The organism is Sphingomonas mollis (genome assembly GCF_016427505.1).
Taxonomy (GTDB): domain Bacteria; phylum Pseudomonadota; class Alphaproteobacteria; order Sphingomonadales; family Sphingomonadaceae; genus Sphingomonas; species Sphingomonas mollis.
Genome location: NZ_JAELXS010000001.1, coordinates 199,144 through 225,207, shown reverse-complemented (window position 1 = coordinate 225,207; position 26,064 = coordinate 199,144). Strand labels below are relative to the sequence as shown.

The following is a 26,064-nucleotide window of genomic DNA, read 5'->3' as shown; positions in this document are numbered from 1 at the left end:
TATCTCATGTCCCGACTGAACCGACGCGACAGAGCGGCGTTGATCGTCCTACGCCTCGTTCAGGAAACCGCTTTTGGCCGCCATCTTTCGCCTCATTGCCGTCGCGCTGCTGTTCCTCGGCGTGACGGCGGGGATGGCGATGACGATCGTCCCGCATTTCCTCGACCGCATCTATTACACCGGCCCTGCCAGCGGCCATTTCGACACCGAACGCTTCTTCAATCCGGACGGCGATACCGACACTGCCGCCCCGCCGACCGGCGGCAGCCGCGCCGGTTTTTTCTGGAACGCGATGACGGGGCGTGACGGTCGTCCGGTCTGGCCCGACGCCGTGCCGATCCATGCCGCGAAGCCTGCCGAACTGTTGCAGCCCCTGCCCGCCCCGCCGGTCTTCACCGTCGCGACGCCCGCGCAGGCCGCCGCCACGCCGATGGTCGCCACATGGATCGGCCATGCCAGCGTGCTGGTGCAGACGCCCGGCCTCAACATCCTGACCGATCCGGTATGGGCCGATCATAGCGGCCCGTTCGGTTTCGGCCCGAAGCGCGTGGCGGCCCCCGGCATCGCCTTCGCCGATCTGCCGCATGTCGACCTGATCCTGCTCAGCCATAATCATTACGACCATCTCGACCTGTCGACCCTCAAACGCCTGTGGGCGCGCGACCGGCCGCTGATCGTCACCAGTCTGGGCAACGATGCGATCCTGCGCAGTCGCGGCATCCCGGCGGTCGCGGCGGACTGGGATCAGGCGGTGACGGTGGCGGGTCGTCCCCGCGTCGGCGCCAACACCTATTGGGGCCGGCCGGTGCGCGTCCATGTCACCCGCAACCATCATTGGGGCAGCCGCTGGTTCGCCGACCGTAACCGCGCGCTATGGTCAAGCTTCGTTGTGACCCTGCCCGGCGGCAATCTGTTCTTCGCCGGCGACACCGGCATGGGCGATGGCCGCTGGCCCGTCGAAGCCGCCGCGCTGGGGCCAATCCGCCTCGCCCTGATCCCGATCGGCGCGTTCCGCTTCGTCACCGGCCAGATGGCGAGCGGCAGCCATATCGGCCCGCCGCAAGCGGTGCAGGTGTTCGAGCGCCTCCGCGCCGCCACCGCCATCCCCATCCACTGGGGCACGTTTCGCCTGTCATACGAAGGATACCGGACACCACCGGGATTGCTGAAGGCGGCAATGGCCTGCGCAGGCCGCACCGGCTTCGCGCCGGTCGCGATCGGGCGCCCGACCGCGATCGCGCCGGTTGGTGCGGAGGCGGTGGCGACCACGACGTCGGACGCCGTGATGGTGCGGTGCATGGATACGCCTGCGGTGAGGGTGCTTCGCTGACACCATACGGATGGTGACCGACACATCGTCCATCCGTCATTGCGAGCGCAGCGAAGCAACCCAGGGCGTCACGCGGGACACTGGGTTGCTTCGCTACGCTCGCAATGACGGTCGAATCAAAGTCACATGTGCGGTCGAAGGTCCGTCGATCCTGCGCCGCAACGACACATCACCCCACGAACGCCCGCTCGATCACGAAGCTACCCGGATTGGCGTTCGACCCCTCGACGAACCCCTGCGCCTCCAGCGACTTGGCAAAGTCGCGAATCATCTCGGTCGATCCGCACAGCATCACCCGGTCCGTCTCCGGGTCCAGCGTCGCGCCGCCGTCGATTCCGCTGAACAGCGTCCCGTCCTCGATCAGCACACCCAGCCGCGCGGACGTATGGAACGCCTCACGCGTCACCGTCGGCACGTAATGGAACTGCGCCGCCGCCTCGTCCGATACCAGCGGGTCCTCGGCCAGCCGGCCGGTCATTTCCTCATGATAGGCAAGGTCGCTGACCCGCCGCACCGAATGCGCGACCACCACCTTGTCGAACACCGAATAGACATCCGGATCGCGCATCAGGCTGAGGAACGGCGCCAGCCCGGTGCCGGTCGACAGCATCACCAGCCGCTTGCCCGGCAACAGCGCGTCGAGCACCAACGTACCCGTCGGCTTCTTGCCCAGATACAGTTCGTCGCCCGGCTCGATCGCCTGCAACCGCGACGTCAGCGGGCCGTCCTGCACCTTGATCGACAGGAACTCCAACTCTTCCGCATAGTGCGGCGACGCGATCGAATAGGCGCGCATCAGCGGCTTCTTCTCGCCCGGCAGGCCGATCATCACGAATTCGCCCGACCGGAACCGGAAGCTCGCCGGCCGCTCGATCGCGAACGAAAACAAATGCTCGTTCCAGTGGCGCACCCACAGCACCTTGGCGCTCAGGAAAGCGGCGTTTTCGGGGATAAGCGCAGGCGCGCGGGTTTCGGTGGCGACAGTCATAGGTTCCGACAGCTTTCTTGCGAATGGGGCGCAATAAGTGCGAGGCGTCGGGGGGTCAACCATAGTCACCCTGTTGCGCTGCCATGCGCAGCTTGTCGCGGCAGCCGCTACTGGCCCGGGCCGGCAGCCGGCACGTTGCCGGAAAAGCTCATCCCGTCGAGATCGCCGATCGCCGTGGCGTACATCACCACCGCAATAATCCTGAAGCTCCGCTCGAACCCGGCCATCGCCCCCGAAGTATCCCCCCCGTCGAACATCACGCCGTCGCCCGACACCCTCAACTTACTACCGGCCGCGAAGCCGGCATGCCGTTCCAGCGCACGGACATAATCCTGCTTGTCGGCGTAGCTCACCCGTCGCGGGAAACGCTCGGTCAATCCCAGCCGGTCGAGCTCCGCCTTGGCGCTGGCCAGCATCGCCGGGCGGGACCGTTCGAGGGCATAGCGGTCATAGGCATGCTGCAATGCATTATCGTCGAATATGACCAGTGCCGTGTCCGTCGCCTGATGGATGCACGCGATCCGGTCGACCGTGACACGGGCCTTATGCCGGACCTTGATGATGATGCCCGTCGCTTCGCCATCTGCCTCCACGACGATCCCGGCGCGGTCGACCCCGCATTCGACCATCTTCTGCACGATCTGTTGCGGCGGGGGTGACACTGCATCGATCATATCGTCACTTTCCCGATGGAAGAAGGAAGCATATAGTCCCGAAACGGACGCAAAAGGCAATCGGAAACGCCGTGCACCGGCGTCACCCTTACACATCTCGGCCCCGCCCCACGTTGCCTGTTCCGCACCCGTTCCCCATATCCGTGCGCATGGCCATCCAGATCCGCACCAGCCTCGCCGAACCGGACACGGACGAGCATTTCGTCCCCCACCGCCCGCAGCGACCATCCAAGGTGGAGGGCGGCAAGCGCTTCGAGATCGTCAGCGAATACAGTCCCTCCGGCGACCAGCCGACCGCGATCCGCGAACTGGTCGACACCGCCTTGCGCGGCGAAAAGGATCAGGTGCTGCTCGGCGTCACCGGGTCGGGCAAGACCTTCACCATGGCCAAGGTGATCGAGGCGTTGCAGCGCCCCGCCCTGATCCTCGCGCCCAACAAGATTCTCGCGGCGCAGTTGTACGGCGAATTCAAGTCGTTCTTCCCGAACAACGCCGTTGAATATTTCGTCAGCTATTACGATTACTACCAGCCCGAAGCCTATGTCGCGCGGTCGGATACCTATATCGAGAAGGAATCCTCGATCAACGAATCGATCGACCGGATGCGCCATTCCGCCACCCGGTCGCTGCTGGAACGCGACGACGTCATCATCGTCGCGTCCGTGTCGTGCCTGTACGGCATCGGCTCGGTCGAAACCTACTCGGCGATGATCTTCGACCTGAAAAAGGGCCAGACCGCCGACCAGCGGGAGGTCGTGCGCAAGCTCGTCGCGCTGCAATACAAGCGCAACGACGCCGCGTTCCAGCGCGGTAATTTCCGCGTGAAGGGCGACAACCTCGAAATCTTCCCGTCGCATTATGAGGACAGCGCGTGGCGCATCTCGTTCTTCGGGGACGATATCGAGGAGATCGTGGAATTCGATCCCCTCACCGGCCAGAAATCCGCCTCGCTCAACTCGGTGCGCATCTACGCCAACAGCCACTATGTCACGCCCGGCCCGACGATGAAGCAGGCCGCCGACGCCATCCGCCACGAATTGACCGAGCGGCTGAAGGAGCTGGAGGCGGAGGGCAAGCTGATCGAGCATCAGCGTCTCGAACAGCGTACCAACTTCGATCTGGAGATGATCGCCGCCACCGGGAGTTGCAACGGCATCGAGAATTACAGCCGCTTCCTCACCGGTCGCCTGCCCGGCGAGCCGCCGCCCACGCTGTTCGAGTATCTTCCCGAAAACGCGCTGCTGTTCGTCGATGAGAGTCACCAGACGATCGGCCAGATCAACGGCATGTCGCGCGGCGATCACCGTCGCAAGATCACGCTGGCCGAATATGGCTTTCGCCTGCCCTCGGCGATCGACAACCGGCCGCTGCGCTTCAACGAATGGGACGCGATGCGCCCGCAGACCGTCTGCGTCTCGGCCACGCCCGGTCCGTGGGAGATGGAGCAGGCCGCCGGCGTCTTCGCCGAACAGGTCATCCGCCCCACCGGCCTGATCGACCCGCCGATCGAGATCAAGCCGGTCGAGGAACAGGTACAGGACCTGATCGTCGAGGCGCGCAAGACCACCGAACTCGGTTACCGCACCCTCGTCACCACGCTCACCAAGCGCATGGCGGAGGACCTGACCGAATATATGCACGAAGCCGGCATCAAGGTCCGCTACATGCACAGCGACGTCGAGACGCTGGAGCGTATCGAGCTGATCCGCGACCTGCGCCTCGGCGTGTACGACGTGCTGATCGGCATCAACCTGCTGCGCGAGGGTCTCGACATTCCCGAATGCGGGCTGGTCGCGATCCTCGATGCCGACAAGGAAGGGTTCCTGCGTTCCGAAACCTCGTTGATCCAGACGATCGGCCGCGCCGCGCGCAACGTCGACGGCCGCGTCATCCTCTATGCCGACCGCATCACCGGATCGATGGAGCGGGCGATGAACGAAACGTCGCGCCGGCGCGAGAAGCAGGAGGCGTACAACGTCGAACACGGCATCACGCCGACCACGATCCGCCGCAACATCGGCGACATCATCAAGGACGTCGCCAGCCGCGATCAGGTGACGGTCGAGATCGACGACGACCGCCCGCACATGGTCGGCCACAATCTGCGCGCCTATATCGAGGACCTCGAAAAACAGATGCGCAAGGCCGCCGCCGATCTGGAATTCGAAACCGCCGGCCGCCTGCGGGACGAAATCCGCCAGTTGGAAAACGAGGAACTCGGCCTGCCCGTCGACCAGCAGAAACTGCCGATCATGGGCCGCAGTAACGAGGGCAAACCCGGCACCCGCAAGACGCGCTATGGCAAGGAAAGCAAGATGCGGATGGGCGGCCGGCGCGGCGGGCGGTGATGCGCCGCCGGTCATGGATCGGGCTGAGCCTGCTGGTCGCGGTAATGGCAACACTCGCGATCATGGTCGCGGGGAGCTACTATAAAAGCGTTTCGTCGCTGGCGATCCAGCTTCCCATGCTGGCGGTGCCGATCGCCGTACCGTTGGTGGTCGCCAGCCTGGCCCGCCGGCACACGCGCGCCATCTGGGGTGTCACCGCCCTGATCCTCGCCATCGGCTGGGGCTATGTGCTGTACACCGACCTTCGCCCCGATCAGGGCATTGGCCCGAGCTTCGCGATCGTGATGGGCTGGTTCGCCAGCGTCGTGGCGCTGTGCGTCGCGTTATTATGGATCGTCGGCGCGGCGATCGCACAGGCCGTGCACCGGACGCGAACCGACCCCTGATCGACGGAGGCGACGCCATTGCCGCCCCCGTCCGCCGATGGATCAGTCCTTCAACCCGGCCGGCACGGTGCCGCCGTTCTTTTCCAGTTCGCGCATCACCGCCTTGTGCAGCCAGATGTTCATCTCGGCCGATCCGTCCTTCGCGCCCGAATAGCCCAGCTCGGTCGCCAGCTCCTTGCGGTTGGCCAGCGACGAATCGAGATCGAGCAGCTTCATCAGATCGACGATCGAGGAACGCCAGTTCAGGTCCTGTCCGCCCTTGCGCTGTGCGATCCCCGTCAGCACCGCCTCGACATCGACTGCCTGAGCGGGCGCGGATGCGGGCGCAGGCAAAGCCGGTGCGGCGGGCGGCGGTGACGACGGCTCGGCCGCCGTCGTCTGTGGTGGTGCGACCGGCGCCGATGTCGGCGCGGCCGGCGCATCCTTCCTGCCGCTGAACTGGCCGCCCAGCGGGCCGTGTTCGCCGAAGATGGCGGTCTTGATCTTGCCGAAAATGCTCATGACATACTCTCCCGTCAGTCGATCAGGCGGCCGAGAGATTTTCGGAACCGACGCCGTAATAGCTGGCGACACGATCGGCATAGGCCTGATCGAATATCGGCGCATTGTTCGCCCAGCTCGGGCCACCCTCCAACAGGCGACGATCGATCGTGACGACATACAGGTCGCGCACCGGATCGAACGTCAACAGGCCGAACGGGATGGGATAGAAACTGCGGCCCATGCCCAGAAACCCGCCAAGGCTCAGCACGGCATGCGTCACCTTGCCGGTGCCTTTGTGGACCATGAACGAATACACCGATCCGACCGTATCGCCATCGCGGCTTTCGATCTTCACGCTGTGCGCGACGTTGGACTGGATGAGGATCTGGGTCGGGATCGTCTCGGTCGACATATGTAGCTCCTTTTGGTTGCCGGTCGAACCGGCGGAGCGTCCTGCCGGTTCCATCGGTTTCGCGGGTTGAGCGCGCGTCCCCGCCCGCCTAAACCGCCGCCATGCGCCCCAAGCCGATCCTGTTCGCTCTTTTATCCGTGTCCGCCTGCGTCGCGCCCCCCGCGTCGCCGCCGCCACCGGTCGAAAAGACACCCGCCCCCGCGCCGCCGCCGCGCCCCGTGCCGCTGGCCGCCGACTGGCGCGACTGGGCACGGACGCCCGGCGACTGGCGATATGGCGCGACCCCGACCGATACCGTCGCGACCTATGGAACCGCGACCGGCAAGCCCGCGCTGTCGATGACCTGCAACCGCGCCGCCCGCCAGATCACGCTGACCACAGCCGGCTCCACCGCCACCGCGATGACCATCCGCACGACCAGCGTCACCCGCGCCCTGCCCGGTCGCCTGACCGCGCAGACCGGCGTGTGGGCGCCGATCGTCCTTCAGGCCACCCTGCCCGCCGCCGATCCGCTGCTCGACGCGATGGCCTTCAGCCGCGGTCGCTTCGTGGTGGAACAGGCAGGCACCCCGCCGGTCGTCCTGCCCGCCTGGGCCGAAGTCGGCCGCGTGATCCAGGATTGCCGCTCCTGATTCCAGATCGGCGGAGCCAAGGATAATCGGCCGGATTATCGCGCAAAACAAGGCTTGTATGTGATCCGGGGATCGCCCACATTCCGGTTGCGGGCAGAGATGGCCGCATCGTTTAGCAACTAGCGAAAGGAGGTGATCCGATGTCTCATGGTTCAGCAGTGAGTTCGGTTCGGTTCGTTCGGGGGACGCGCTTCTAAGTCCGCCGGGCCGGTCGGGAGGTATCCTCCTCCAATCAACGACAGGCCCACAGGATGAAGAGGCTCGCATGGTCCTCCGGGCTGGAGCTCTCCGGCCGCTGACCATGTCTGGGGGTTGTCGGGCGTCCTGAGGGACGCTCGGCAACCTCTTTTCATATCTGGTGATATTGCCCGCGATTGCCGGATTTTCGGAAGATATAGTTCGAAATCGATATCGGAGATTGCGATGTTTGTCCGCACGCTTCTGTTGACGATCGTCTTCCTTACATGGCGTGATGGCTTCAGCCGCCGTCATCCATCCTGGGTGGAACATGCAACCCGGTGGAGCATGTTCGCAATGCTGACCCAGATGCTGTATCTGCTGGTTATACTACCGATACATCTGCTGCTATATGTCATTCATCTTAGCAATGCCGACAAGGCAGCCGATGTCATCTATCTCGACGACGTGCTGCGTGTACTCGTCTTCGCTGGCATAGCACTGATGATCGTCACGGGAACGCAACTGGCCGGCTTCGCGCGTACCGTCATGAAGAAATTCGAAAAGCAGCGGTGGACCGCGTTGTTTCTCGCCACAATCGCCAGCGGTCTTTTCCTCTATATCAGCTACGTCACCACCATGAGTACGACGATGCTGGATATTCGTCAGGGCGATAACGGCATACTTGCTCTTTTCATGGTGGCATGGACGCTCATGATCGGACGGGTATGCGCCGTATTGTTCGATCGCGGACGTGATAGCTGGGACCTGGGGGTCGCTGCATTTATGAAGAAATAGCCCTTACAGAAAGGACTGCGCCCGCTTCAGCACCATGCTGCACACCTGGGTCTTCACCCGGCCCTTCAGCGAATCGAGCGACAGCGCGGTATCGCCCGTCTGCAACTCGCCTTGCTTCCCCGCCTCGAAGCCGGGCGAGGCGGCGACGCCCTGCTTGCCGGTCAGCTTGCCCAGCACCGACGCCGCGCCATTGCCGCCCAGCACGTTGTTCTTGATGCAATAGCCGAGCAGCCCGGCGGCATTGCCCGCGCTCGCCGACGCGACGTTGGGCAATGCCCCGCCGAGCAGACCGCCAAGCCCGCCCGCCCCCGTCTGCGCGGTCGCGGTGCCGGTCATCATGGCGCCGCAGAGAAGGGCGGTGAGGACGTTCTTCATGGGATCGTTCCTTGCTCGGGGAAACCTGTCCCCTCTCAACCAATCCCCCCGCCGCCCGTTCCCTCAGGCACCGTTCCCTCTAGGCACCGTTCGCTCAGGCGGGCATCAACAACCCCTCGCGCGCGATCCTGTCGCGCCAGACCAGCGGCGCCAGCTGATGGACGTTCTGCCCCTCGGCATCCACCGCCACTGTCACCGGGAAATCGGCGACCTCGAATTCATAGATCGCCTCCATGCCCAGATCCTCGAACCCGACGACCTTCGATCCCTTGATCGCGCGCGCCACCAGATAGGCCGCACCACCCACCGCCATCAGATAGGCCGACTTGCCCTCGGCGATCGCCTTCGTTGCATCCGGCCCGCGTTCCGCCTTGCCGACCATCGCCAGCAGGCCCTGATCCAGCATCATCCGCGTGAACTTGTCCATCCGCGTCGCCGTTGTCGGCCCGGCGGGGCCGACCACTTCCTCGCCCACCGGATCGACCGGCCCGACATAATAGATGACGCGACCCGCGAAATCGACCGGCAGCGGCTCACCCCTGGCGAGCATATCCGCGATCCGCTTGTGCGCGGCATCGCGCCCGGTCAGCATCTTGCCGTTCAGCAGCAACCGGTCACCATGTTTCCACGTCTGCACCACTTCGGGCGTCAGCGTGTCCAGATCGACGCGGATCGCCGCCTTGTCGGGCGTCCAGTCCACCTTCGGCCACTCGTCCAGCTTCGGCGCCTCCAGATACACCGGCCCCGCGCCCGTCAGCGTGAAGTGCGCGTGGCGCGTGGCGGCGCAGTTCGGGATCATCGCGACGGGCTTCGACGCGGCATGCGTCGGCCAGTCGAGGATCTTCACGTCCAGCACCGTCGACAGGCCACCCAGCCCCTGCGCGCCGATCCCCAGCGCGTTCACCTTGTCCATCAGCTCGATACGCAGCGCCTCGACATCGTTCCGAGGGCCCCGTGCCTTCAACTGCCCCATGTCGATCGCGCCCATCAGCGATTGCTTGGCGAGCAGCATCGCCTTTTCCGCGGTGCCGCCGATGCCGATGCCCAGCATTCCCGGCGGGCACCAGCCGGCGCCCATCTGCGGGATCATCTCCAGCACCCAGTCGACGATCGAATCGCTGGGGTTCATCATCTTGAACTTCGACTTGTTTTCGGACCCGCCACCCTTGGCCGCGACATCCACCGACACGGTCGCGCCCGGCACCATCTCGACATGCAGGACGCTCGGCGTGTTGTCCTTCGTGTTGCGCCGGGTGAAGGCGGGGTCGGCCAGAATCGAGGCGCGCAGCTTGTTCTCCGGGTGCAGGTATGCGCGACGCACCCCCTCGTCGATCACCTCCTGCAGGGATCGGTCGCCCGACAGGCGGCAATCCTGCCCCCATTTGACGAACACCGTGACGATGCCGGTATCCTGACAGATCGGGCGATGCCCCTCGGCGCACATCCGGCTGTTGGTCAGGATCTGCGCGATCGCGTCCTTGGCGGCCGGCGATTGCTCCGCCTCGTACGCCTCGCCCAGCGCGCGGATATAATCCATCGGGTGATAATAGCTGATGAACTGGAGCGCGTCGGCGACGCTCTCGATCAGGTCGGTATCGCGGATGATCGTGGTCATGGCCGGGGCTTTTGCGACACCGGCGCGCCCAACGCAATCCGCGGCCGTTCGATCGCCGGTTCGTTCCTAATGGGCCATTGACCAGTTTCGCAGGCGGGAATCGTAACAGGAATGGGTGCATCGCATCCTCATGCAGATCCGCGCCTCCCTTCCCCCGGCCCCACCTCCCGCTTCGCTGGCGGTGCTGCTGGGCGTCGTGGCGGGTGAGGGAGACGAAGCGCGGACGCTGCCGCGGCTGGCACAGGTCGCGGCGTCGTGGCCGCTGGCCGCCGTGGTGCAGGGGATCGCCGTCGGCACCGGCTGCATCGCCGATGGCCGATCGGCGCTCGCCCTGTCGCTCGCCACCCTGATCGCTGCCGCCGCCGCCGCGATCATGCTGCTCGCCGCCATCACCCCCGGCGACTGGCGGCCGCATCACCGGGTGCAGGGCATGACCGCCTCCGCCGCCCTCCTCGCCGCGTCGCTGCTGGGCCTGCTCTGGACCGCCGCCCATGCGCCGGAGGGATCGATTCAGGCCGCCGCCACCGTCACGCTGGCCGGGGCGATCGGCATGGCCGGGCTGGCGGTGCACCCGGTCCGCGCCGCCATCCTCGGCTTCGGCGTCGGGCTGGTCGCGACGATGGCGCTGATGGTCGGCCCGTCGCTGGTGCTGGTCGAGGCGCTGGCGCTGCTGCTTGCCCTCGCCATCGCGACCTGGCGCCTCGCCCGCCACGACCACGCCACCACGCTGGCACAGGCGGGGCAGGTCGACGAGGGCCAGCAAGCCTCCAAGATGATCGCCGAGTTCGAGGTCCACGGCACCGGCTGGTTCTGGGAGGCCGATCGCCAGGGCCGCGTTACCTATCTGTCGGCCAAGGTCGCCGCCGAGATCGCCGAACACGACCCCGCGCCGATCGGCCGTCTGCTGACCGACATCTTCCGCATGGACGGCGCGGTGCCCGGCACCGAACGCACGCTCGCTTTCCACCTGTCGTCGCGCACGTCGTTCTCCGATTATTCGGTCTGCGCGATGGGCGATCGCGACGGCAGCCGCTGGTGGTCGATCTCCGGCCGGCCGGTGATCGACGATCTCGGCCGGTTCCAGGGCTTCATCGGATCGGGCAGCGATCTGACGGAAAAGCGCCGGTCGGAAGCAGAGATCACCCGCCTCGCGCTGTTCGATGGCCTCACCGGCCTCGCCAATCGCCAGCGGATGCGCCTGTCGCTCGACAAGACGCTGGCACAGGCCACGGGCCAGCATCGCCCCTCCGCCCTGTTCCTGATGGATCTCGACCGGTTCAAGGCGGTGAACGACACGCTGGGTCATCAGGCCGGCGACGCCCTGTTGAAACAGGTCGCGCAGCGACTGCAACGCGGCGTCGGCGAATCGGGGCTGGTCGGCCGGCTGGGCGGCGACGAGTTTCAGGTTCTGCTGCCCGGCATGGACACGCGCGAGCCGCTGGCGACGCTGGCGACCGATCTCATCACCGCGCTGTCGCAACCCTATTTCATCGCCGGCACGTCGGTCACGATCGGCTGTTCGATCGGCGTCGCCATCGCCCCGCATGACGGCGAGGATGCCGAGACGCTGGTCCGCAACGCCGACCTCGCGCTTTATGCGGCCAAGGCGGATGGCCGCGGCGTCCACCGTTTCTATCATGGCGACATGCTGCTCGGCGCGCGCAACCGCCAGCAACTGGAAACCGATCTGCGCGCCGCGCTGGCCTGTGGCGATTTCCACCTTTGCTACCAGCCCGTCGTCAGCACCGCCGACGCCCGCATCGTCGGGTACGAGGCGCTGGTCCGCTGGCAGCATCCGATGCGCGGCCTCGTCTCTCCCGCCGATTTCATCCCCGTCGCCGAGGAATGCGGCCTGATCGAGGGGCTGGGCGAATGGGTCCTGCGCACCGCCTGTGCAGAGGCCGCCCGCTGGCCGCGCGACGTGCGCGTCGCGGTCAACGTGTCGCCGATCCAGTTCGCCAACCCGCATCTGCCCGCCATCGTCACCAGCGCGCTGGCGCAATCGGGCCTGCTGCCGGACCGGCTGGAACTGGAGATCACCGAAGGGGTCTTCCTGAACGATTCGGACGATTCCGACCGCATGTTCCGGGCGCTGAAGAATATCGGCGTGCGGCTGGCGCTCGACGATTTCGGCACCGGCTATTCCAGCCTCGGCTATCTGCGCACCGCGCCGTTCGACAAGATCAAGATCGACCAGTCCTTTGTCCGCGGCGCCGCCCAGCCGGGCAATCGCAACGCCGCGATCATCCGCGCGATCGTGACGCTGGCCGACACGCTGGGCATGGAGACCACCGCCGAGGGGGTCGAGATCCAGGACGAGATCGATCTGGTCCGCGATCTCGGGTGCAGCCATATCCAGGGTTACGTCTATGGCCGCCCCGCCCCCGCGATCGAGGTCGCGACCGCGCTCGGCATCGATCCCCATGCCAGCCCGATCGGCTTCAAGGTCAGTCGTGCACCGCGCACCCGCCTGCTCCGCTCCGCCCGGATCATGGTCCATGGCCGGCCCGGCGACGTCCGCATCCGCGACATCTCGACGACGGGCGCGATGGTCGATGGTCTGGCGCTGGGCGATCAGCCGGTCGGCCTCGACGTGCTGATCGAACTGGTCGAAAACCAGATGATGGCCGCGCGCGTCCGCTGGGCCGAGGGGGGCCGCGCCGGCCTGCAATTCGCCGAGCCGATCGACCTGTCGATCCTCACCGTCCCCCGCCAGACGCGCCGGGCGGGGTGATCCTTCCGCCGTTTTCCCATCGGCATCCTCTGCCGATGGTAAAACGGCGTAATCGTGGCGCGCGATCCGGCGACCGTTCGCTCAGGTCGATGGCGGGGCCTCGGATCGACAGGTCGTGCGGGTGCCGGCGACCAAAATGGTCGCACGCTCTCCGATCGCCATCGGCGTCGGTATCTTGCGTCCCTTCCAGGTGAAATTGAAGATCACCGGCCCCGCAAGCTTGCAGACGGCGCCCTTGCCTTCGGGCATGCACATGTTTTCCAGCCGACGATAATCCTCAACGGTCGCGGGTTCGACCGGGCTGACGCCGACACCCGTCGCCGCCGAACCGCCGAGAATGAAGCGTTGGCCGAAGTTCATCGCGTTCACCGTCCATTCGGTGCGTCCGTCGGGTGCCGCCGGTTTGTCGATTCCGCTGTTGATGGCCAGTCGTGAACAGAAATCGCCCGACGGAGATTGCGGGGACGGGAAAGGCGGAGACGTCGTCCCGCTCGTGAGAACGAGGAGGGTCACACAGGATGCCACTCGCCCGATCGCCGCCATTTATCGTTCCTCCCGAACTGCCCCGTACCGGCTGAATCGTTGAATGGATTCGCGCCGCCACGCAAGTCGCCGTGCCGGGCGAGGGTAAAAGCCGACCACGCTGGATTACCGGGTATGGGGCGCAGGCTCCCGGAATTATTTCCATTCCCCCACATTCCGCTTGCACTTCGGCAACCCCGCAGAGATCCACGCGTCGTGGCGCATGGTCGCCCGCCGACGACGCTCGGTTCGTCGCGACCGGCCCGAAAGCCACTTGCTCCCGACCGCGATCTGCCACAATCAGTAGCGGTGTGAACCGGGGGCGGACCCAAGTGATGGTGTGTTCGTTGAAACCTCGTCACCTTGGCGGCAACGCTCGCGCCGGTGACATACGGATCGATGGACCCTGTTTGTTCTCCTCTATACTGCGGTATGGTGATAACGATGTGGCGTGCCGCGATTCGGTCTGGATAGAACAAGGAGTGGCGCGGTGATGGACTTCAGCAACGGCCGGGACAGCGATATGACGGACACGATGGAACAGGTTAGCGACAAGCCTACCGCCGCCCCGGCCACCGGCCCGGTGGCGCTCGACAGCCGCGCCGTCGCGCCGCAGCCCTATGCGCTGGACGTCGATCACAGCCGCGACGCGCTCCTGACCGATTTCGGCAAGGAGACGCTGAAGGATCGCTATCTGCTCCCCGGCGAATCCTTCCAGGATCTCTTCGTCCGCGTCGCCTCCGCCTATGCCGACGATGCCGCGCATGCGCAGCGCATCTACGACTATATCTCGAAGCTGTGGTTCATGCCCGCCACGCCCGTGCTGTCGAACGGCGGCACCGGTCGCGGCCTGCCGATCAGCTGCTACCTCAATTCGGTGCCCGACAGCCTGAACGGCATCGTCGACACCTGGAACGAGAATGTCTGGCTCGCCTCGCGCGGTGGCGGCATCGGCACCTATTGGGGCAACGTGCGCGGCATCGGTGAGCCGGTCGGCCTGAACGGCAAGACCAGCGGCATCATCCCGTTCGTCCGCGTCATGGATTCGCTGACCCTCGCCATTTCGCAGGGGTCGCTGCGCCGGGGATCGGCCGCCGTCTATCTCGACGTATCGCATCCGGAGATCGAGGAGTTCCTCGAAATCCGCAAACCCTCGGGCGATTTCAACCGCAAGGCGCTGAACCTCCATCACGGCGTCCTGATCCCCGACGCCTTCATGGAGGCCGTCCGCGACGGCAGCGAATGGATCCTCCGCTCGCCGAAGGACCAGACCGAGCGTGGCCGCGTCGATGCCCGCGCGCTGTTCCAGAAGCTGGTCGAGACCCGCCTCGCCACCGGTGAGCCGTATATCGTGTTCGCCGATCACGTGAACTCGACCATGCCCAAGCATCACCGCGATCTGGGCCTGAAGGTCTCGACCTCGAACCTGTGTTCGGAGATCACGCTGCCCACCGGCCGCGACCATCTCGGCAACGACCGCACCGCCGTCTGCTGCCTGTCCTCGCTCAACCTGGAAACATGGGACCAGTGGAAGGACGAGAAGGGCTTCGTCGAGGACGTCATGCGTTTCCTCGACAACGTCCTTCAGGATTATATCGACCGCCACGAACCCGGCATGGAGCGCGCTGCCTATTCCGCCGGTCGCGAACGCTCGGTCGGCCTCGGCGTCATGGGCTTCCACAGCTTCCTGCAAGCCCGCGGCATCGCGTTCGAGGGTGCGATGGCCAAGTCGTGGAATCTGCGCATGTTCAGGCAGATCAACACGCAGGTGAACGAGGCATCGATGCAGCTCGCGGTCGAGCGTGGCCCCTGCCCCGACGCCGCCGACATGGGCGTGATGGAGCGGTTCAGCTGCAAGATGGCGATCGCCCCCACCGCGTCGATCAGCATCATCTGCGGCGGCACCAGCGCCTGCATCGAACCGATCCCGGCCAACATCTACACGCACAAGACGCTGTCGGGCAGTTTCTCGGTCAAGAACCCCTATCTGGAGAAGCTGCTCAGCGAAAAGAGCAAGAACTCCGACGCGGTGTGGAACTCGATCCTCGAAAACGGCGGATCGGTCCAGCATCTCGACTTCCTCTCGGTCGAGGAAAAGGACTGCTACAAGACCAGCTTCGAGATCGACCAGCGCTGGCTGCTCGAACTCGCCGGCGACCGCACGCCCTATATCGACCAGGCGCAGTCGCTGAACCTGTTCATCCCCGCCGACGTGGAAAAATGGGACCTCCTGATGCTCCACTTCCGCGCATGGGAACTGGGCATCAAGTCGCTCTATTACCTGCGCTCCAAATCGGTCCAGCGCGCGGGCTTCGCCGGCGGGGTGGAGACGGACAACACCATCGCCAAGCCGAAATACGAGCTGGAAAGCACGGATTACGACGAGTGTCTGGCCTGCCAGTGAAGTAAACGGAAAGGCGTCCACCCTCACCCTCCCATCGCTACGCGACGGGCCCCTCCCTCTCCCGGTGGGAGAGGTGTGAAGGAACGCCAATTCCCTCTCCCACCGGGAGAGGGAGGGAGCCGCAAAGCGGCGGAAGGGTGAGGGTGTGCGGACTTATGACAATCATCGCTCCGGCACCGTCCCCCGCGCCCGGCAACTCCGCCGCGACGCCGGCACCCCCGAACGCACCCTGCTCCGCGCGCTTCGCGAATCCTTCCCCCACCTCAAATGGCGGCATCAGGCACCCGTCGGCCCCTATTACGCCGACATCCTCTGCTTCTCGGAAAGACTGGTCATCGAAGTGGACGGCGATACCCATGCCAGCACGGACGCCTACGACACCGCCCGCACCGCGTTCATCGCGCGCGAAGGCTATCGCGTGACCCGCATCGCCAACACCGACGTGATGCAGAACCCAGAAGGCGTCCTGACCCAATTATCCTTCTCCCTCCGGAAGAAGGAGGGAGCGCCAACGGCGCGGAAGGATGAGGGTGTTTCAACAACGAAAAAGGGCGGCACGGAATGACCCGCACCACCCTCACCCTTCCGCCGCCATGCGGCTCCCTCCCTCTCCCAATGGGAGAGGGACAGAAGTCACTCGGCCTCTTCGAACATATCCACCGCGTTCTGCCCCGTCGCGGACAGGCGCACCGTATCGCCCTCGATTTCCGCGACCAGGCCGATCGGCAGGTAGTGGTGCTTCTGCCCCTGCCCGTCCTCGGTCGAGGGCGAGTCGTTCTTGGTCAGCTTGATGCGGTCGCCATCGACGTGATCGACGGTGCCGACATGCACGCCATCCGCGCCGACGACTTCGGCATGTTCCTTGATCTGCGTAACATCGACCATGATGATTCTCCTGTAGAGGGTCCGGCCGCTCAACGCGTCACACGGGAGTTGGTCGCATGACGTACGGCGTCGTCATCATGTATCTGGTCGCCGCGGTGCTGGGGCTGACCGGCGTCGTGCTCCTTGTACGGCTCGGCTCGGCCACCATCTCGGAACGACAGGTCTATGCGTATCGGATGATCGGCATCATGCTGACCTCCGCCGGCATCGTGCTCGCCATGTCCGCCACCGCCATGTGGCGATGGAGCATGGCATGACCCGCCCCTTTTTCGTACCCTTTTCCCCGTTCGTACCGGAGTAACCCGCATGTCCCTCCTTCACGCCTCCAAGCAGTACAAGCCCTTCGAATACCCCTGGGCGTTCGAATTCTGGAAGCGCCAGCAACAGCTCCACTGGCTGCCCGAAGAGGTGCCGCTGGGCGAGGATTGCCGCGACTGGGCGCAGAAGCTGTCCGAGCATGAGCGCAACCTGCTGACCCAGATCTTCCGCTTCTTCACCCAGGCGGATGTCGAGGTGCAGGATTGCTACCACGAGAAATACGGCCGCGTGTTCAAGCCGACCGAGATCAAGATGATGCTGACCGCGTTCAGCAACATGGAAACGGTCCACATCGCCGCCTACAGCCACCTGCTCGACACCATCGGCATGCCCGAGAGCGAATATGGCGCCTTCCTCGAATATGCCGAGATGAAGGAGAAGCATGACTACATGCAGACCTTCGGCGTCGACAATGACGAGGATATCGCCCGCACGCTCGCCATGTTCGGCGGCTTTACCGAGGGCGTGCAGCTCTTCGCCAGCTTCGCCATGCTGATGAACTTCCCGCGCTTCAACAAGATGAAGGGCATGGGCCAGATCGTCACCTGGTCGATCCGCGACGAGAGCCTGCATTGCGAGGGCATCATCAAGATGTTCCACACCTTCTGTCAGGAGCGCCAGTGCCTGACCAAGGCGGTGAAGGACGACATCGCCGACGTCTGCCAGACGACGATCCGGCTGGAGGACAACTTCATCGACCTCGCGTTCGAAATGGGTCCGGTCAACGGCATGACGCCCAAGGAGATCAAGAAGTACATCCGCTTCATCGCCGACTGGCGCATGGGCCAGTTGGGTCTGAAGCCGATCTACATGATCGACGAACACCCCCTGCCCTGGCTCGCCCCGATGCTGAACGGCGTCGAGCACGCCAACTTCTTCGAACAGCGCGCCACCGAATATTCGAAGGCCGCGACCAAGGGCCAGTGGAACGACGTCTGGGACAGCTTCGACAAGCGCCAGAAGGCGAAGATCATCATGCCGGCGGCGAATGAGGAACTGAGCGGCATGGGCGACATGTTCGCGCGGGCTGGCGTGGCGGCGGAGTAAAGACCGCGCCACCCATCTCTAAAACTGAGCAGCTAAAATCTGCTCTTACTATAGCCATAGGCGTATACCCCCTATTTGTTGGGTTATACGCCGCTGGTTTGTTTTGGGATTTTCCTAAAGATGCCTTAGGAGCGTTTTTATTTGGTGACATATTATTTAAATCATCGATAATATTTGCATCTGGAGTAGGATGTTTATTATCATATATTTTTATCTCAACAACTGCATTGTCGTTACTATCAGATAATATGAAAAGTTCTAAATCTAAAGGCAATGAACAACTTATCTGGCGAGACCTATCTAATTTATCAAGGTTAAGAATAATCTTCTTCTCACTGTTAACCTATACGCCCTTAATCTACCTTTTATACGAAGTAAGACCCGCCATAATGATAAATCCTAAGGGATTTGCGATGTTTTTAATTGTGATATTTTATGTTAGCATGCCGCTGCAGCCATTTGTAGATCGTGATAGACTGAAATTAGCTGGCATATGCTTTGGAATGACATGGGCAGTAATTGGCCCATTGGCGATTGGCTATGGCGATGCCACAACCGACGCACTTTCTCCAAAAATTAAACTAGAAGGGAATGTTTGTCGAGTTGCATTTGTCGGATCATCTTCAATATTAGCTAATTGTAAAAATTATTATGCCATAACATCTCGAGATAAGGCAGGATTACTTCGTTGGGAGAAAATTTATGGCGAATAGCCTACTTTTGTCGTGCGAAATTACCGCATCAAGTATATTTGAATAAGTGTAAATCCTCAATGACTAGCGCCATCCTGTCCTACACGCCAAACCTCGTATAACTGGTCCGGCTCCTCACATCGAAGGAGCATCACATGGATCAGCTTACCCTCCGCCCCCGCCACGACGGCTGGACCGCCGAGCGCCAGCGTCTCTTCCTCACCGCGCTCGCCGAGACCGGCACCGTGTCCACCGCGTGCGAGGAGGCCGGCATCACGCCCCGCTCCGCCTATCGCCTGCGCGCCGATCCGCGTGGTGCGGCGTTCGCAGCGGGGTGGGACGCGGCGTTGCATCTGGCGGTCGGCCGCCTGACCGCCATCGCGTTCGAACGGGCGACGCGCGGGGTCGCCAAGGAAATCTGGCGCGACGGCGTCCTCGTCGGTCATATCCGCGAACCGTCCGACCGGATGCTGATGTTCCTCCTGCGCCACCTCGCCCCCGCCCGCTTCGGTCGCGAGGCCGGCACCGCGCCCGCGCTCCCCGTCGCGCCCGATCCCGTCGCGTTGATGGCGACGATGGCCGCGCTCGCCGACAGCCCCGTCGCCGCCGATCCGATCGACGACTGGGACGAGAACGACGCGCCGACCGGCGGCGATGCGTGACCGCCCGCGCTCCTGCGTTCACCAGCCTCGCGCACGCCCGCGCGATCACGCGCGCGTGGAGGGTGTGACTTTCGGGACTTTCCGGTTCTCTGGCCGGTTCCCTGGCCAGCCTTCCGGCCAGCTTCCCGACCGGTCGGCGGGCGGCCTATCGACCCCGCCGCACCGGCGCGTGGAAATCGGCGGGTTTGTTCGCGATCCAGCGCAGGAACCGCGCGATCTCCGGGTGCGTCCGCAGCACCGCCGGATCGGCATGGTCGCGCGCCAGTTCGGCATTGGTCAGCGTCGCATGGATCGTGCGGTGGCAGATCGGGTGGACGGGGGCGGTCGTGCGGCCGCCCTCGCTCTTGGGCACTAGGTGATGCCACTCCACCCGCGCGCCCAGCGGCCGCCCGCACAGCGCGCACGCCTGTGGCGGCGTCGCCCGCTCCCTCAGCACCTCGGCCGCGGCCAGCCCAGCCCTGCGTTTCACCCTGCCGCCCATCGCCCCGATATCGGATCGACGACACGCAACGAAAAGGGCGGGGGCGGCCCATCGGCCACCCCCGCCCCATCGATCGTCAGGCGTTTACCGCCCGCGCGTCACTTAGAAGTGAGCGACGATACCGGCCTGCGGACGGAAGCTGTCCGCCGAACCGAAGGTCGACACTTCGAAGCGGAAACGCACGCCCGAATTGCCGGTGATGCCGCCCAGACCGATGTCCTTCGGGCCAACCTCGGCGCCGACGCCATAGGTGATCGCGTCGAAATCGGGGCTGTTCTTGCCGAACCGGTCGAAGTTCACCCAGCGATAGCCGACCTTGCCGTAGAACAGGCCGCTCTCGCCCGCGCGGAAGCCGAAGCGACCGGCGGCGCCGTAACCCCAATCGATCGCGCCATCGACGCCCTTGGTCACTTCACCCTCGGCGCCGACGAAGACCGGGCCCAGCGGCACGTTCACGCCGACGATGCCGGTGACGATCGCACCCTGCAGCTTGTTGCCGCCGATCGGCGTGTTGGGGATGCCGTGGCCGACGCGACGGTCGAAGCCTTCCCAGCCGCCCATCACGGCGACGTACGGCTCGATACCGAAGGCGCGCGTGCCGTCCGGTGCGCGGGCGGGTTCGTCGGTGGTCGTCGTGGTGGTGACGGTGGTGTCGGCGGGTGCCATGTCCTGCGCGACGGCGGGGACGGCAACGACCGCAGCCGCGAGTGCGACGGCGAGGGACAGCTTACGCATAAAAATGAAACCTTGATCTGCTACAACAACCGGACCGCAGGGCCTCGGCCCGATCCAGACCCGCTCAAAGCCACAAACCGACGGTTGGTTGCAGTGCAAAATGCACTTTCGGATCGCTAATTGGTATGTGTTGCCGATCGGCCACGGTTCCTGTCATCCAGATGAACCAACCATGGCAATATAATGGTTTAGATGTCACCTGCCCCATTTCGGCCGCGTTCCCGCCGGGCCTTGGGGCAATACCAAAGTATATCGATCCGTCAGCGCGCGACGCATTCCATCGGCGCTGCGCCGGGCAATGTGACGGTCGCCGCCCGACCCTTGCCGCGCAGTTCCGCACCATCGCCGATATACCAGATACCGGATGCCGCCCGCTGTTGCGTCAACACGGTGGAGCGTCCGGCCATGGAGAGCGTCAGCCTGTCGGCTCGGTTATCGAACCGTGCAGACACGATCCGCGCCTGCCCGCAATCATATGTCGCGGTCGCCACCGACGGCCGGCCATCCGCCAGCCGGTCCGTCGAGCACCCGGCGACGATCAGCGACATCATCGCTACCGCCGCCGGCCTGAACATCAGGGTTTCGATCAGGGCTTCAGGGCGACGTCGTCGCCATCGTCCAGCTCGTCCTCTTCGACCTCGCCCTTGTCGAAATCGTCCTGGACGTCGTCCTCGTCCATGTCCTCTTCGTCCATGGTGACGCTGGAATCGGCCTTGCCGACCTCTTCGGAATCCATGTCGAGATCGTCGATCGCCTCGTCCTCCTCGTCGTCGTCACCCAGATCGGGGGTCAGATCGGTCAGGACGATGCCGTCGGTCGGCCCGGAGCGGGTGGCTTCCAGGATTTCGGCACGCTGGCTCTCGTCATAGCCTTCCTCGTCGTACCCGTCGTCGCCCGAACCCATGCCGGGCACCTGATGTCCGCCCATATCACTCTCCTTGGGGTTGATAGAGCGCGAACGGTGCGGAGGGGCCGGCGGTTCCCGGCGTTCAGCGGCTCATGCGCCGAACAGCCGTCCGCGCTCGGTCAGCGCGATCGCCCCCAGCGACAGGATGCCGACGACCATGAAGCCCGCGATCATCGGCACCGTCGTCCCGTCGAACGCCTGCCCGATCACCGCACCGATCAGCACGCCGGCGGTAATGCTGATGAAGCCCTGCACGCTGGATGCGGTCCCGGCGATCGCCCCCATATTGGCCATCGCCATCGCCGAGAAATTGGACGTGGCGAGGCCGAAACACGCCATCGTCAACGCCTGCAACACCCCGAACGCGATCAGCGAATCCCGTCCCGTCTCCGCCAGCAACAGATGGAAGCCGGATACGATCGCCAGCACCACGACCGCGCCATGCGCGATCCGCCGCGTGCCCAGCCGCATCACGAACCGCGCATTCAGCAGGTTCGCCGCCGCCATCGTAGCCGCCGTGCCCGCGAACACCGCCGCCAGCAGGGCGGGCCGATGATACACGTCGAACATGATCTGCTGGATCGAATTCAGGTAGCCATACAGCGCCCCGGTCAGCAACGTCGCCGCCGCGGTATACCCCACCGACTGCCGGTCGGTCAGCGTCAGGCGCCAACCCGCGACGATCCGTCCCGGCGCGATCGGCAGCGCCGCTTCCGGCCGCAACGTCTCGGGCAGACGGATCGCCACCCACACCAGCAACGCCGCCGCACTACCCGCCATCACCCAGAATATCGCCCGCCAGTTGCCGAACAGCAGCACCAGCTGCCCGACGCTCGGCGCCAGGATCGGGACGATCATGAACACCATGAACGCGATCGACATCACCCGCGCCATCGCCCGGCCATGGTAACAGTCCCGCACCAGCGCGATCGTGGCGATCCGCGTCGCCGCCACCGTGGCACCGCCCGCCAGCCGCGCCGCGATCAACAGCGTGAAACTGCCCGCCACCGCCGCCGCGCTGCTCGCCACGACATAACCGGCGATCGCCCACAACAGCACGCGCCGCCGCCCGAACCGGTCGACCAGCGGCCCATGCACCAGATGCGCGACGCCGAACCCGCCCAGAAAAGCGGAGACGACGAACTGTCGCGAATTCTCGTCCGCCACGCCCAGCGCCTCGCCGATCGCGGGCAGCGCCGGCAGCATCGCATCGGTGCCCAGCGCCCCCAGCGCCATCAGCGCGGCGACGAGGGCAACGAACTCGACAAAGCCGATCGGCGCGCCGGGCAGGTCCGGCGTGGGATGATCCGGGTTTTCCATAATGCGCCGCCCTTAGCCGCTGCCGGCGCGCGGCGGAACCCTATCGCCCGCCGGTGCGAGAGGTTATGTTGCGGTCATCTCGAAGGATATGTCATGCTCGATACCCCCGCCGCGCACGTCCCCACGCTCAGCCTCGCCGATCAGGCGACCGACCCGGACGGTTTCGCCGCCGCGTTCGGCGCCTCGTTCGAACGCTTCGGTTTCGCCGTCATCGCCGATCACGGCGTGCCGCTCGATTTGATCGACCGCGCCTGGGCCGAAACCGAGGCGCTGTTCGCCCTGCCAGAGGACGAGAAGCGCGGCTATCACATCCCCGGCGGCGGCGGCGCCCGCGGCTACACCCCGTTCAAGACCGAGATCGCCAAGGGCGCCAGCGCCGTCGATCTGAAGGAATTCTGGCACGTCGGCCGCGAACTCCCCGCCGGTCACCGGTTCGACGGGCAGATGACGCCGAACATCTGGCCCACCCGGCCGGAGGGTTTCCGCGACACCTTCATCGATCTGTTCGCCGCGTTCGACCGCGCCGGCGACCAGTTGCTGTCGGCGATCGCCCGCCATCTCGGCCTCGCCCCCGACTGGTTCGACCCGGCGGTGAAGGACGGCAACAGCGTGCTGCGCCTGCTCCATTACCCGCCTATCCCCCTCGATGCGGAGGGCGTCCGCGCCGGCGCGCATGAGGACATCAACCTCATCACCCTGTTGCTGGGTGCCGAGGAAGCCGGCCTCGAACTGCTCGACCGCGCTACCGGCCGCTGGCTGGCGATCAAGCCGCCCGAAGGAGCGATGGTCGTCAATGTCGGCGACATGCTCCAGCGCCTGACCAACCACGTCCTCCCCTCGACCACCCACCGCGTCGTCAACCCGCCCCCCGAGCGCCGCGGCCATTCGCGCTATTCGATGCCCTTCTTCCTGCATCCCGCACCCGATTTCCTGATCGAAACGCTGCCGCAGACGGTGACGGCGGAGAACCCGAGCCGCTACCCGACGCCGATCACCGCGCACGATTACCTGCACGAACGCCTGGTCGAGATCGGCCTGATAAAGGCGTAGCCCAAAAAGCCCTCTCCCCTTCAGGGGAGAGGGTTGGGAGAGGGGGAGTGCGCAACCAGAGTTCTTTGGCGCATGCAAAACGCCTGCGCAGCGAGATGACGCCGGCGGAGGTGCGGCTCTGGCACCACCTGAGGGCCGGCCGTTTCGACCAATTGAAATTTCGCCGCCAGACCGTCATCGGCCCCTATATCGCCGACTTCACCTGCCGCGCCGCGATGCTGGTAGTGGAAGTCGACGGCGACACCCACGCCACGCAAACCACTTACGATGCCAACCGCACGACGTTCCTTGAGCAGCAAGGCTGGCGCGTCATCCGCTTCACCAACGCGGACGTAATCAGAAACCTCGAAGGCGTCCTGCAACAACTACAGTCATCGCTCTCCCCCTCTCCCAACCCTATCCCCTGAAGGGGAGAGGGCTTTGGCCCGCGCCAAATCCTTCGGCCGGCCAAAACCAAACAGCATCGCCGCCAACTCCGCCCGCCCCGGCACGAACACCGCGAAACCGTCCACCATCACCGCTTCCCGCGTCACCGGCCAAACCGCCCGCCAGCCATCGGCCCCGCAAAACCGAAACCCCGCCATGAACTCCACCGTCAACAATGGCCCCTCCCAGCGCCCGAACACCGCCGACCGGAACAGCGCCGTCCCCTCATTACCAACATCCGCCACCCCCAGCCGCGCCAACACCGCCGAAGCATCGCGTTCGCTCGACAGGACATCGACGTCCCCCACCTCGACACCGTCGGCCCCATGCAGAGCCACCGCCGCGCTACCGATCACCCACCATGGGTCCACCGTCCCGGCCATCGCCCCGGCGACCATCGCCAGCGTCGCCCGCAACGCCGCCGGCAGCATCGTCAGTCGAACCCGCGCTCCAGAAACCGCTGCGCCATCGCACAGTGCAGCGCGACGCCGCGCGCCATCACGGCCTCGTCGATCGTCATCCGCGTATTGTGCAGCGGGGGGTTGGTCGCCGGGTCGCTGCCCTCGGGCGCCGCACCGATGAAGGCGAACGCACCGGGGATCGCGCCCAGCACATAGGAGAAATCCTCCGCCCCCATCATCGGTTGCGGCATCGGCGCAAAGCCGGTGGCGCCGAACAAGCCGGTCGCCACGTCGCGGATCATCGCCGCACCGCGCGGATCGTTGACCGTGACGGGATAGCCCTTGTCGATCCACGCCTCGGCGGTGGCGCCGTGCGCGGCGGCGATGTTCCCGGCGATCCGCTTCAGCGCCGCATGCATCGTCACCCGTGACGCCTCAGACAGGGTGCGCAGCGTCCCTAGCATCGTGACTTCGCCCGGAATGATGTTGTGCGCCGATCCCGCCTCGATCTTGGTGATCGACAGCACCGCCGGATCGGTGACGGCGATGCCGCGCGCGATGAAGGTCTGCAGTGCGGTCACGATCTCGCATGCCACCGGGATCGGATCGATGCAGTCGTGCGGCATCGCCGCGTGGCCGCCTGCGCCGCGCACGACGACATGCACCGTCTCCGCCGACGCCATGATCGATCCCGCCCGCGTCACCACCACGCCCGACGGCGCATTGGGGGTGATGTGCAGCGCGAACGCGGCGTCGGGCGCGGGATCGGCGAGCAGGCCGTCCTTGATCATGAAGCGCGCGCCGTGATATCCCTCCTCACCCGGCTGGAACATGAAGACGACCGTACCCGGCAGGTCGTCCACCCGCGCCGCCAGCGCCTTGGCCGCGCCGACCAGCATCGCCGTATGCGAGTCATGTCCGCACGCATGCATCGCGCCGGCGATGGTGCTGGCGAACGGAAGTCCCGTCTCCTCCTGCATCGGCAGCGCGTCCATGTCGCCGCGCAACAGCACGGTGCGGCCATTGTCGCCGCCCCGCCGACCGCCACCGCGCAGGATCGCGATCAGGCCCGTCGTCGACGATCCCTCGCGATATTCCAGCGGCAGACCAGCCAGCGCCGTCTTGATCTTGTCGGTCGTGCGCGGGCAGTGGAGGCCGATCTCCGGTTCGGCATGGATCGCGCGGCGCAGTGCCACGACCTCGTCGAACACCGCCTCGCTCGCGCCCTGCCAGTCGGCGGCGCCGGAATCGTCCAGGCTCAT

Annotated in this window: 29 protein-coding genes; 14 read left to right on the top strand and 15 right to left on the bottom strand. The window is 65.1% G+C overall.

Annotation, left to right across the window (positions count from 1 at the left end):
• Positions 1-82: 82 nt before the first annotated feature.
• Positions 83-1,330, top strand: a complete 1,248-nt coding sequence (locus tag JAO74_RS01040) for an MBL fold metallo-hydrolase (protein WP_416194275.1) — start codon at positions 83-85, stop codon at positions 1,328-1,330.
• A 169-nt stretch (positions 1,331-1,499) separates the two neighbouring features.
• On the opposite strand, the gene JAO74_RS01035 is transcribed toward JAO74_RS01040, so the two are convergent.
• Together JAO74_RS01035 and JAO74_RS01030 are read right to left on the bottom strand one after the other, a co-directional pair.
• Positions 1,500-2,318 (bottom strand): ferredoxin--NADP reductase, encoded by an 819-nt coding sequence (locus JAO74_RS01035; RefSeq protein ID WP_199034154.1) that lies wholly within the window; start codon positions 2,316-2,318, stop codon positions 1,500-1,502.
• A 107-nt stretch (positions 2,319-2,425) separates the two neighbouring features.
• A complete protein-coding gene (locus JAO74_RS01030) occupies positions 2,426-2,992 on the bottom strand; it encodes a hypothetical protein (RefSeq protein WP_199034152.1) in 567 nt (188 codons plus the stop codon).
• Between the two features lie 149 nt (positions 2,993-3,141).
• Here JAO74_RS01030 and uvrB point away from each other — a divergent pair, with 149 nt between their 5' ends.
• Complete coding sequence (gene uvrB / locus JAO74_RS01025; protein ID WP_199034150.1) at positions 3,142-5,340, top strand: excinuclease ABC subunit UvrB; 2,199 nt, start codon at positions 3,142-3,144, stop codon at positions 5,338-5,340.
• Complete coding sequence (locus JAO74_RS01020; RefSeq protein ID WP_199034141.1) at positions 5,340-5,726, top strand: hypothetical protein; 387 nt, start codon at positions 5,340-5,342, stop codon at positions 5,724-5,726. Before uvrB ends, JAO74_RS01020 begins: the two co-directional genes overlap by 1 nt.
• 42 nt (positions 5,727-5,768) lie before the next feature.
• On the opposite strand, the gene JAO74_RS01015 is transcribed toward JAO74_RS01020, so the two are convergent.
• Both JAO74_RS01015 and JAO74_RS01010 read right to left on the bottom strand, forming a co-directional pair.
• Positions 5,769-6,227: a DUF3597 domain-containing protein gene (locus JAO74_RS01015; RefSeq protein WP_199034139.1), complete on the bottom strand. Its 459-nt coding sequence runs from the start codon at positions 6,225-6,227 to the stop codon at positions 5,769-5,771.
• Between the two features lie 22 nt (positions 6,228-6,249).
• The gene (locus JAO74_RS01010; RefSeq protein ID WP_199034137.1) at positions 6,250-6,621 is read right to left on the bottom strand and encodes a PRC-barrel domain-containing protein; all 372 of its coding nucleotides are present in this window, start codon (positions 6,619-6,621) and stop codon (positions 6,250-6,252) included.
• A 101-nt stretch (positions 6,622-6,722) separates the two neighbouring features.
• Between JAO74_RS01010 and JAO74_RS01005 the strand changes: the two genes are divergently transcribed.
• Both JAO74_RS01005 and JAO74_RS01000 read left to right on the top strand, forming a co-directional pair.
• Positions 6,723-7,253, top strand: a complete 531-nt coding sequence (locus JAO74_RS01005) for a hypothetical protein (protein WP_199034135.1) — start codon at positions 6,723-6,725, stop codon at positions 7,251-7,253.
• 423 nt (positions 7,254-7,676) lie between these two features.
• Complete coding sequence (locus JAO74_RS01000) at positions 7,677-8,228, top strand: hypothetical protein (protein WP_199034133.1); 552 nt, start codon at positions 7,677-7,679, stop codon at positions 8,226-8,228.
• Positions 8,229-8,231: 3 nt separating this feature from the next.
• Here the strand turns inward: JAO74_RS01000 and JAO74_RS00995 are convergent, their stop codons facing one another.
• Positions 8,232-8,603, bottom strand: a complete 372-nt coding sequence (locus tag JAO74_RS00995) for a DUF2501 domain-containing protein (RefSeq protein WP_199034131.1) — start codon at positions 8,601-8,603, stop codon at positions 8,232-8,234.
• 94 nt (positions 8,604-8,697) lie between these two features.
• The gene (locus JAO74_RS00990; protein WP_199034129.1) at positions 8,698-10,218 is read right to left on the bottom strand and encodes a fumarate hydratase; all 1,521 of its coding nucleotides are present in this window, start codon (positions 10,216-10,218) and stop codon (positions 8,698-8,700) included.
• Positions 10,219-10,348: 130 nt separating this feature from the next.
• Between JAO74_RS00990 and JAO74_RS00985 the strand changes: the two genes are divergently transcribed.
• Positions 10,349-12,952 (top strand): EAL domain-containing protein, encoded by a 2,604-nt coding sequence (locus JAO74_RS00985; RefSeq protein WP_199035094.1) that lies wholly within the window; start codon positions 10,349-10,351, stop codon positions 12,950-12,952.
• An 81-nt stretch (positions 12,953-13,033) separates the two neighbouring features.
• Here the strand turns inward: JAO74_RS00985 and JAO74_RS00980 are convergent, their stop codons facing one another.
• Positions 13,034-13,495: a hypothetical protein gene (locus tag JAO74_RS00980; protein WP_233150533.1), complete on the bottom strand. Its 462-nt coding sequence runs from the start codon at positions 13,493-13,495 to the stop codon at positions 13,034-13,036.
• Positions 13,496-14,009: 514 nt separating this feature from the next.
• Here JAO74_RS00980 and JAO74_RS00975 point away from each other — a divergent pair.
• Together JAO74_RS00975 and JAO74_RS00970 are read left to right on the top strand one after the other, a co-directional pair.
• Positions 14,010-15,878 (top strand): ribonucleoside-diphosphate reductase subunit alpha, encoded by a 1,869-nt coding sequence (locus JAO74_RS00975; protein ID WP_416194274.1) that lies wholly within the window; start codon positions 14,010-14,012, stop codon positions 15,876-15,878.
• Between the two features lie 145 nt (positions 15,879-16,023).
• Positions 16,024-16,443, top strand: a complete 420-nt coding sequence (locus tag JAO74_RS00970) for an endonuclease domain-containing protein (RefSeq protein WP_199034127.1) — start codon at positions 16,024-16,026, stop codon at positions 16,441-16,443.
• 68 nt (positions 16,444-16,511) lie between these two features.
• Here the strand turns inward: JAO74_RS00970 and JAO74_RS00965 are convergent, their stop codons facing one another.
• Entirely contained in the window at positions 16,512-16,763 is a 252-nt protein-coding gene (locus JAO74_RS00965) for a DUF2171 domain-containing protein (protein WP_199034125.1), read from the bottom strand.
• Between the two features lie 56 nt (positions 16,764-16,819).
• Between JAO74_RS00965 and JAO74_RS00960 the strand changes: the two genes are divergently transcribed.
• From JAO74_RS00960 to JAO74_RS00945, 4 genes are all read left to right on the top strand, one after another.
• Positions 16,820-17,020: a hypothetical protein gene (locus JAO74_RS00960; RefSeq protein WP_199034123.1), complete on the top strand. Its 201-nt coding sequence runs from the start codon at positions 16,820-16,822 to the stop codon at positions 17,018-17,020.
• Between the two features lie 49 nt (positions 17,021-17,069).
• Positions 17,070-18,128, top strand: a complete 1,059-nt coding sequence (locus JAO74_RS00955; protein ID WP_199034121.1) for a ribonucleotide-diphosphate reductase subunit beta — start codon at positions 17,070-17,072, stop codon at positions 18,126-18,128.
• Between the two features lie 98 nt (positions 18,129-18,226).
• Positions 18,227-18,841, top strand: a complete 615-nt coding sequence (locus JAO74_RS00950) for a hypothetical protein (protein WP_199034119.1) — start codon at positions 18,227-18,229, stop codon at positions 18,839-18,841.
• Between the two features lie 134 nt (positions 18,842-18,975).
• Positions 18,976-19,482: a hypothetical protein gene (locus tag JAO74_RS00945; protein WP_199034117.1), complete on the top strand. Its 507-nt coding sequence runs from the start codon at positions 18,976-18,978 to the stop codon at positions 19,480-19,482.
• Positions 19,483-19,627: 145 nt separating this feature from the next.
• On the opposite strand, the gene JAO74_RS00940 is transcribed toward JAO74_RS00945, so the two are convergent.
• The 5 genes from JAO74_RS00940 to JAO74_RS00920 all read right to left on the bottom strand — a co-directional run bounded on the left by JAO74_RS00940 (position 19,628) and on the right by JAO74_RS00920 (position 22,925).
• Positions 19,628-19,951: an HNH endonuclease gene (locus tag JAO74_RS00940; RefSeq protein WP_332908694.1), complete on the bottom strand. Its 324-nt coding sequence runs from the start codon at positions 19,949-19,951 to the stop codon at positions 19,628-19,630.
• Positions 19,952-20,065: 114 nt separating this feature from the next.
• Positions 20,066-20,698: an opacity protein gene (locus tag JAO74_RS00935; protein WP_199034115.1), complete on the bottom strand. Its 633-nt coding sequence runs from the start codon at positions 20,696-20,698 to the stop codon at positions 20,066-20,068.
• A 260-nt stretch (positions 20,699-20,958) separates the two neighbouring features.
• Positions 20,959-21,249 carry an MliC family protein gene (locus JAO74_RS00930; RefSeq protein ID WP_199034113.1) on the bottom strand — a complete coding sequence of 97 codons (291 nt, stop codon included), beginning with the start codon at positions 21,247-21,249 and terminating at the stop codon, positions 20,959-20,961.
• Between the two features lie 35 nt (positions 21,250-21,284).
• Positions 21,285-21,626, bottom strand: a complete 342-nt coding sequence (locus JAO74_RS00925) for a DNA primase (RefSeq protein WP_199034111.1) — start codon at positions 21,624-21,626, stop codon at positions 21,285-21,287.
• Positions 21,627-21,695: 69 nt separating this feature from the next.
• Positions 21,696-22,925, bottom strand: coding sequence for a multidrug effflux MFS transporter (locus JAO74_RS00920; RefSeq protein WP_199034109.1), 1,230 nt, complete (start codon positions 22,923-22,925; stop codon positions 21,696-21,698).
• Positions 22,926-23,018: 93 nt separating this feature from the next.
• Between JAO74_RS00920 and JAO74_RS00915 the strand changes: the two genes are divergently transcribed.
• Together JAO74_RS00915 and JAO74_RS00910 are read left to right on the top strand one after the other, a co-directional pair.
• A complete protein-coding gene (locus JAO74_RS00915) occupies positions 23,019-23,975 on the top strand; it encodes an isopenicillin N synthase family dioxygenase (protein ID WP_199034107.1) in 957 nt (318 codons plus the stop codon).
• 47 nt (positions 23,976-24,022) lie between these two features.
• Positions 24,023-24,382 (top strand): endonuclease domain-containing protein, encoded by a 360-nt coding sequence (locus JAO74_RS00910; protein ID WP_332908693.1) that lies wholly within the window; start codon positions 24,023-24,025, stop codon positions 24,380-24,382.
• On the opposite strand, the gene JAO74_RS00905 is transcribed toward JAO74_RS00910, so the two are convergent.
• Entirely contained in the window at positions 24,347-24,832 is a 486-nt protein-coding gene (locus tag JAO74_RS00905) for a hypothetical protein (protein WP_233150531.1), read from the bottom strand. The two genes, JAO74_RS00910 and JAO74_RS00905, sit on opposite strands and share 36 nt — an antisense overlap.
• Positions 24,833-24,834: 2 nt before the next feature.
• A complete protein-coding gene (locus JAO74_RS00900; protein WP_199034105.1) occupies positions 24,835-26,064 on the bottom strand; it encodes a M20 metallopeptidase family protein in 1,230 nt (409 codons plus the stop codon).

Coding starts and splice junctions, on each gene's coding strand:
- JAO74_RS00900 (WP_199034105.1), bottom strand. CDS start 26,064: ATGAGCCTGGACGATTCCGGCGCCGCCGACTGGCAGGGCGCGAGCGAG.
- JAO74_RS00925 (WP_199034111.1), bottom strand. CDS start 21,626: ATGGGCGGACATCAGGTGCCCGGCATGGGTTCGGGCGACGACGGGTAC.
- JAO74_RS01010 (WP_199034137.1), bottom strand. CDS start 6,621: ATGTCGACCGAGACGATCCCGACCCAGATCCTCATCCAGTCCAACGTC.
- JAO74_RS00945 (WP_199034117.1), top strand. CDS start 18,976: ATGGATCAGCTTACCCTCCGCCCCCGCCACGACGGCTGGACCGCCGAG.
- JAO74_RS00990 (WP_199034129.1), bottom strand. CDS start 10,218: ATGACCACGATCATCCGCGATACCGACCTGATCGAGAGCGTCGCCGAC.
- JAO74_RS00960 (WP_199034123.1), top strand. CDS start 16,820: ATGACGTACGGCGTCGTCATCATGTATCTGGTCGCCGCGGTGCTGGGG.
- JAO74_RS00995 (WP_199034131.1), bottom strand. CDS start 8,603: ATGAAGAACGTCCTCACCGCCCTTCTCTGCGGCGCCATGATGACCGGC.
- JAO74_RS00905 (WP_233150531.1), bottom strand. CDS start 24,832: ATGCTGCCGGCGGCGTTGCGGGCGACGCTGGCGATGGTCGCCGGGGCG.
- JAO74_RS01000 (WP_199034133.1), top strand. CDS start 7,677: ATGTTTGTCCGCACGCTTCTGTTGACGATCGTCTTCCTTACATGGCGT.
- JAO74_RS01035 (WP_199034154.1), bottom strand. CDS start 2,318: ATGACTGTCGCCACCGAAACCCGCGCGCCTGCGCTTATCCCCGAAAAC.
- JAO74_RS00955 (WP_199034121.1), top strand. CDS start 17,070: ATGTCCCTCCTTCACGCCTCCAAGCAGTACAAGCCCTTCGAATACCCC.
- JAO74_RS01015 (WP_199034139.1), bottom strand. CDS start 6,227: ATGAGCATTTTCGGCAAGATCAAGACCGCCATCTTCGGCGAACACGGC.
- JAO74_RS00935 (WP_199034115.1), bottom strand. CDS start 20,698: ATGCGTAAGCTGTCCCTCGCCGTCGCACTCGCGGCTGCGGTCGTTGCC.
- JAO74_RS01020 (WP_199034141.1), top strand. CDS start 5,340: ATGCGCCGCCGGTCATGGATCGGGCTGAGCCTGCTGGTCGCGGTAATG.
- JAO74_RS01005 (WP_199034135.1), top strand. CDS start 6,723: ATGCGCCCCAAGCCGATCCTGTTCGCTCTTTTATCCGTGTCCGCCTGC.
- JAO74_RS00920 (WP_199034109.1), bottom strand. CDS start 22,925: ATGGAAAACCCGGATCATCCCACGCCGGACCTGCCCGGCGCGCCGATC.
- uvrB (WP_199034150.1), top strand. CDS start 3,142: ATGGCCATCCAGATCCGCACCAGCCTCGCCGAACCGGACACGGACGAG.
- JAO74_RS00965 (WP_199034125.1), bottom strand. CDS start 16,763: ATGGTCGATGTTACGCAGATCAAGGAACATGCCGAAGTCGTCGGCGCG.
- JAO74_RS00930 (WP_199034113.1), bottom strand. CDS start 21,249: ATGATGTCGCTGATCGTCGCCGGGTGCTCGACGGACCGGCTGGCGGAT.
- JAO74_RS01030 (WP_199034152.1), bottom strand. CDS start 2,992: ATGATCGATGCAGTGTCACCCCCGCCGCAACAGATCGTGCAGAAGATG.
- JAO74_RS00975 (WP_416194274.1), top strand. CDS start 14,010: ATGGAACAGGTTAGCGACAAGCCTACCGCCGCCCCGGCCACCGGCCCG.
- JAO74_RS00985 (WP_199035094.1), top strand. CDS start 10,349: ATGCAGATCCGCGCCTCCCTTCCCCCGGCCCCACCTCCCGCTTCGCTG.
- JAO74_RS00915 (WP_199034107.1), top strand. CDS start 23,019: ATGCTCGATACCCCCGCCGCGCACGTCCCCACGCTCAGCCTCGCCGAT.
- JAO74_RS00980 (WP_233150533.1), bottom strand. CDS start 13,495: ATGGCGGCGATCGGGCGAGTGGCATCCTGTGTGACCCTCCTCGTTCTC.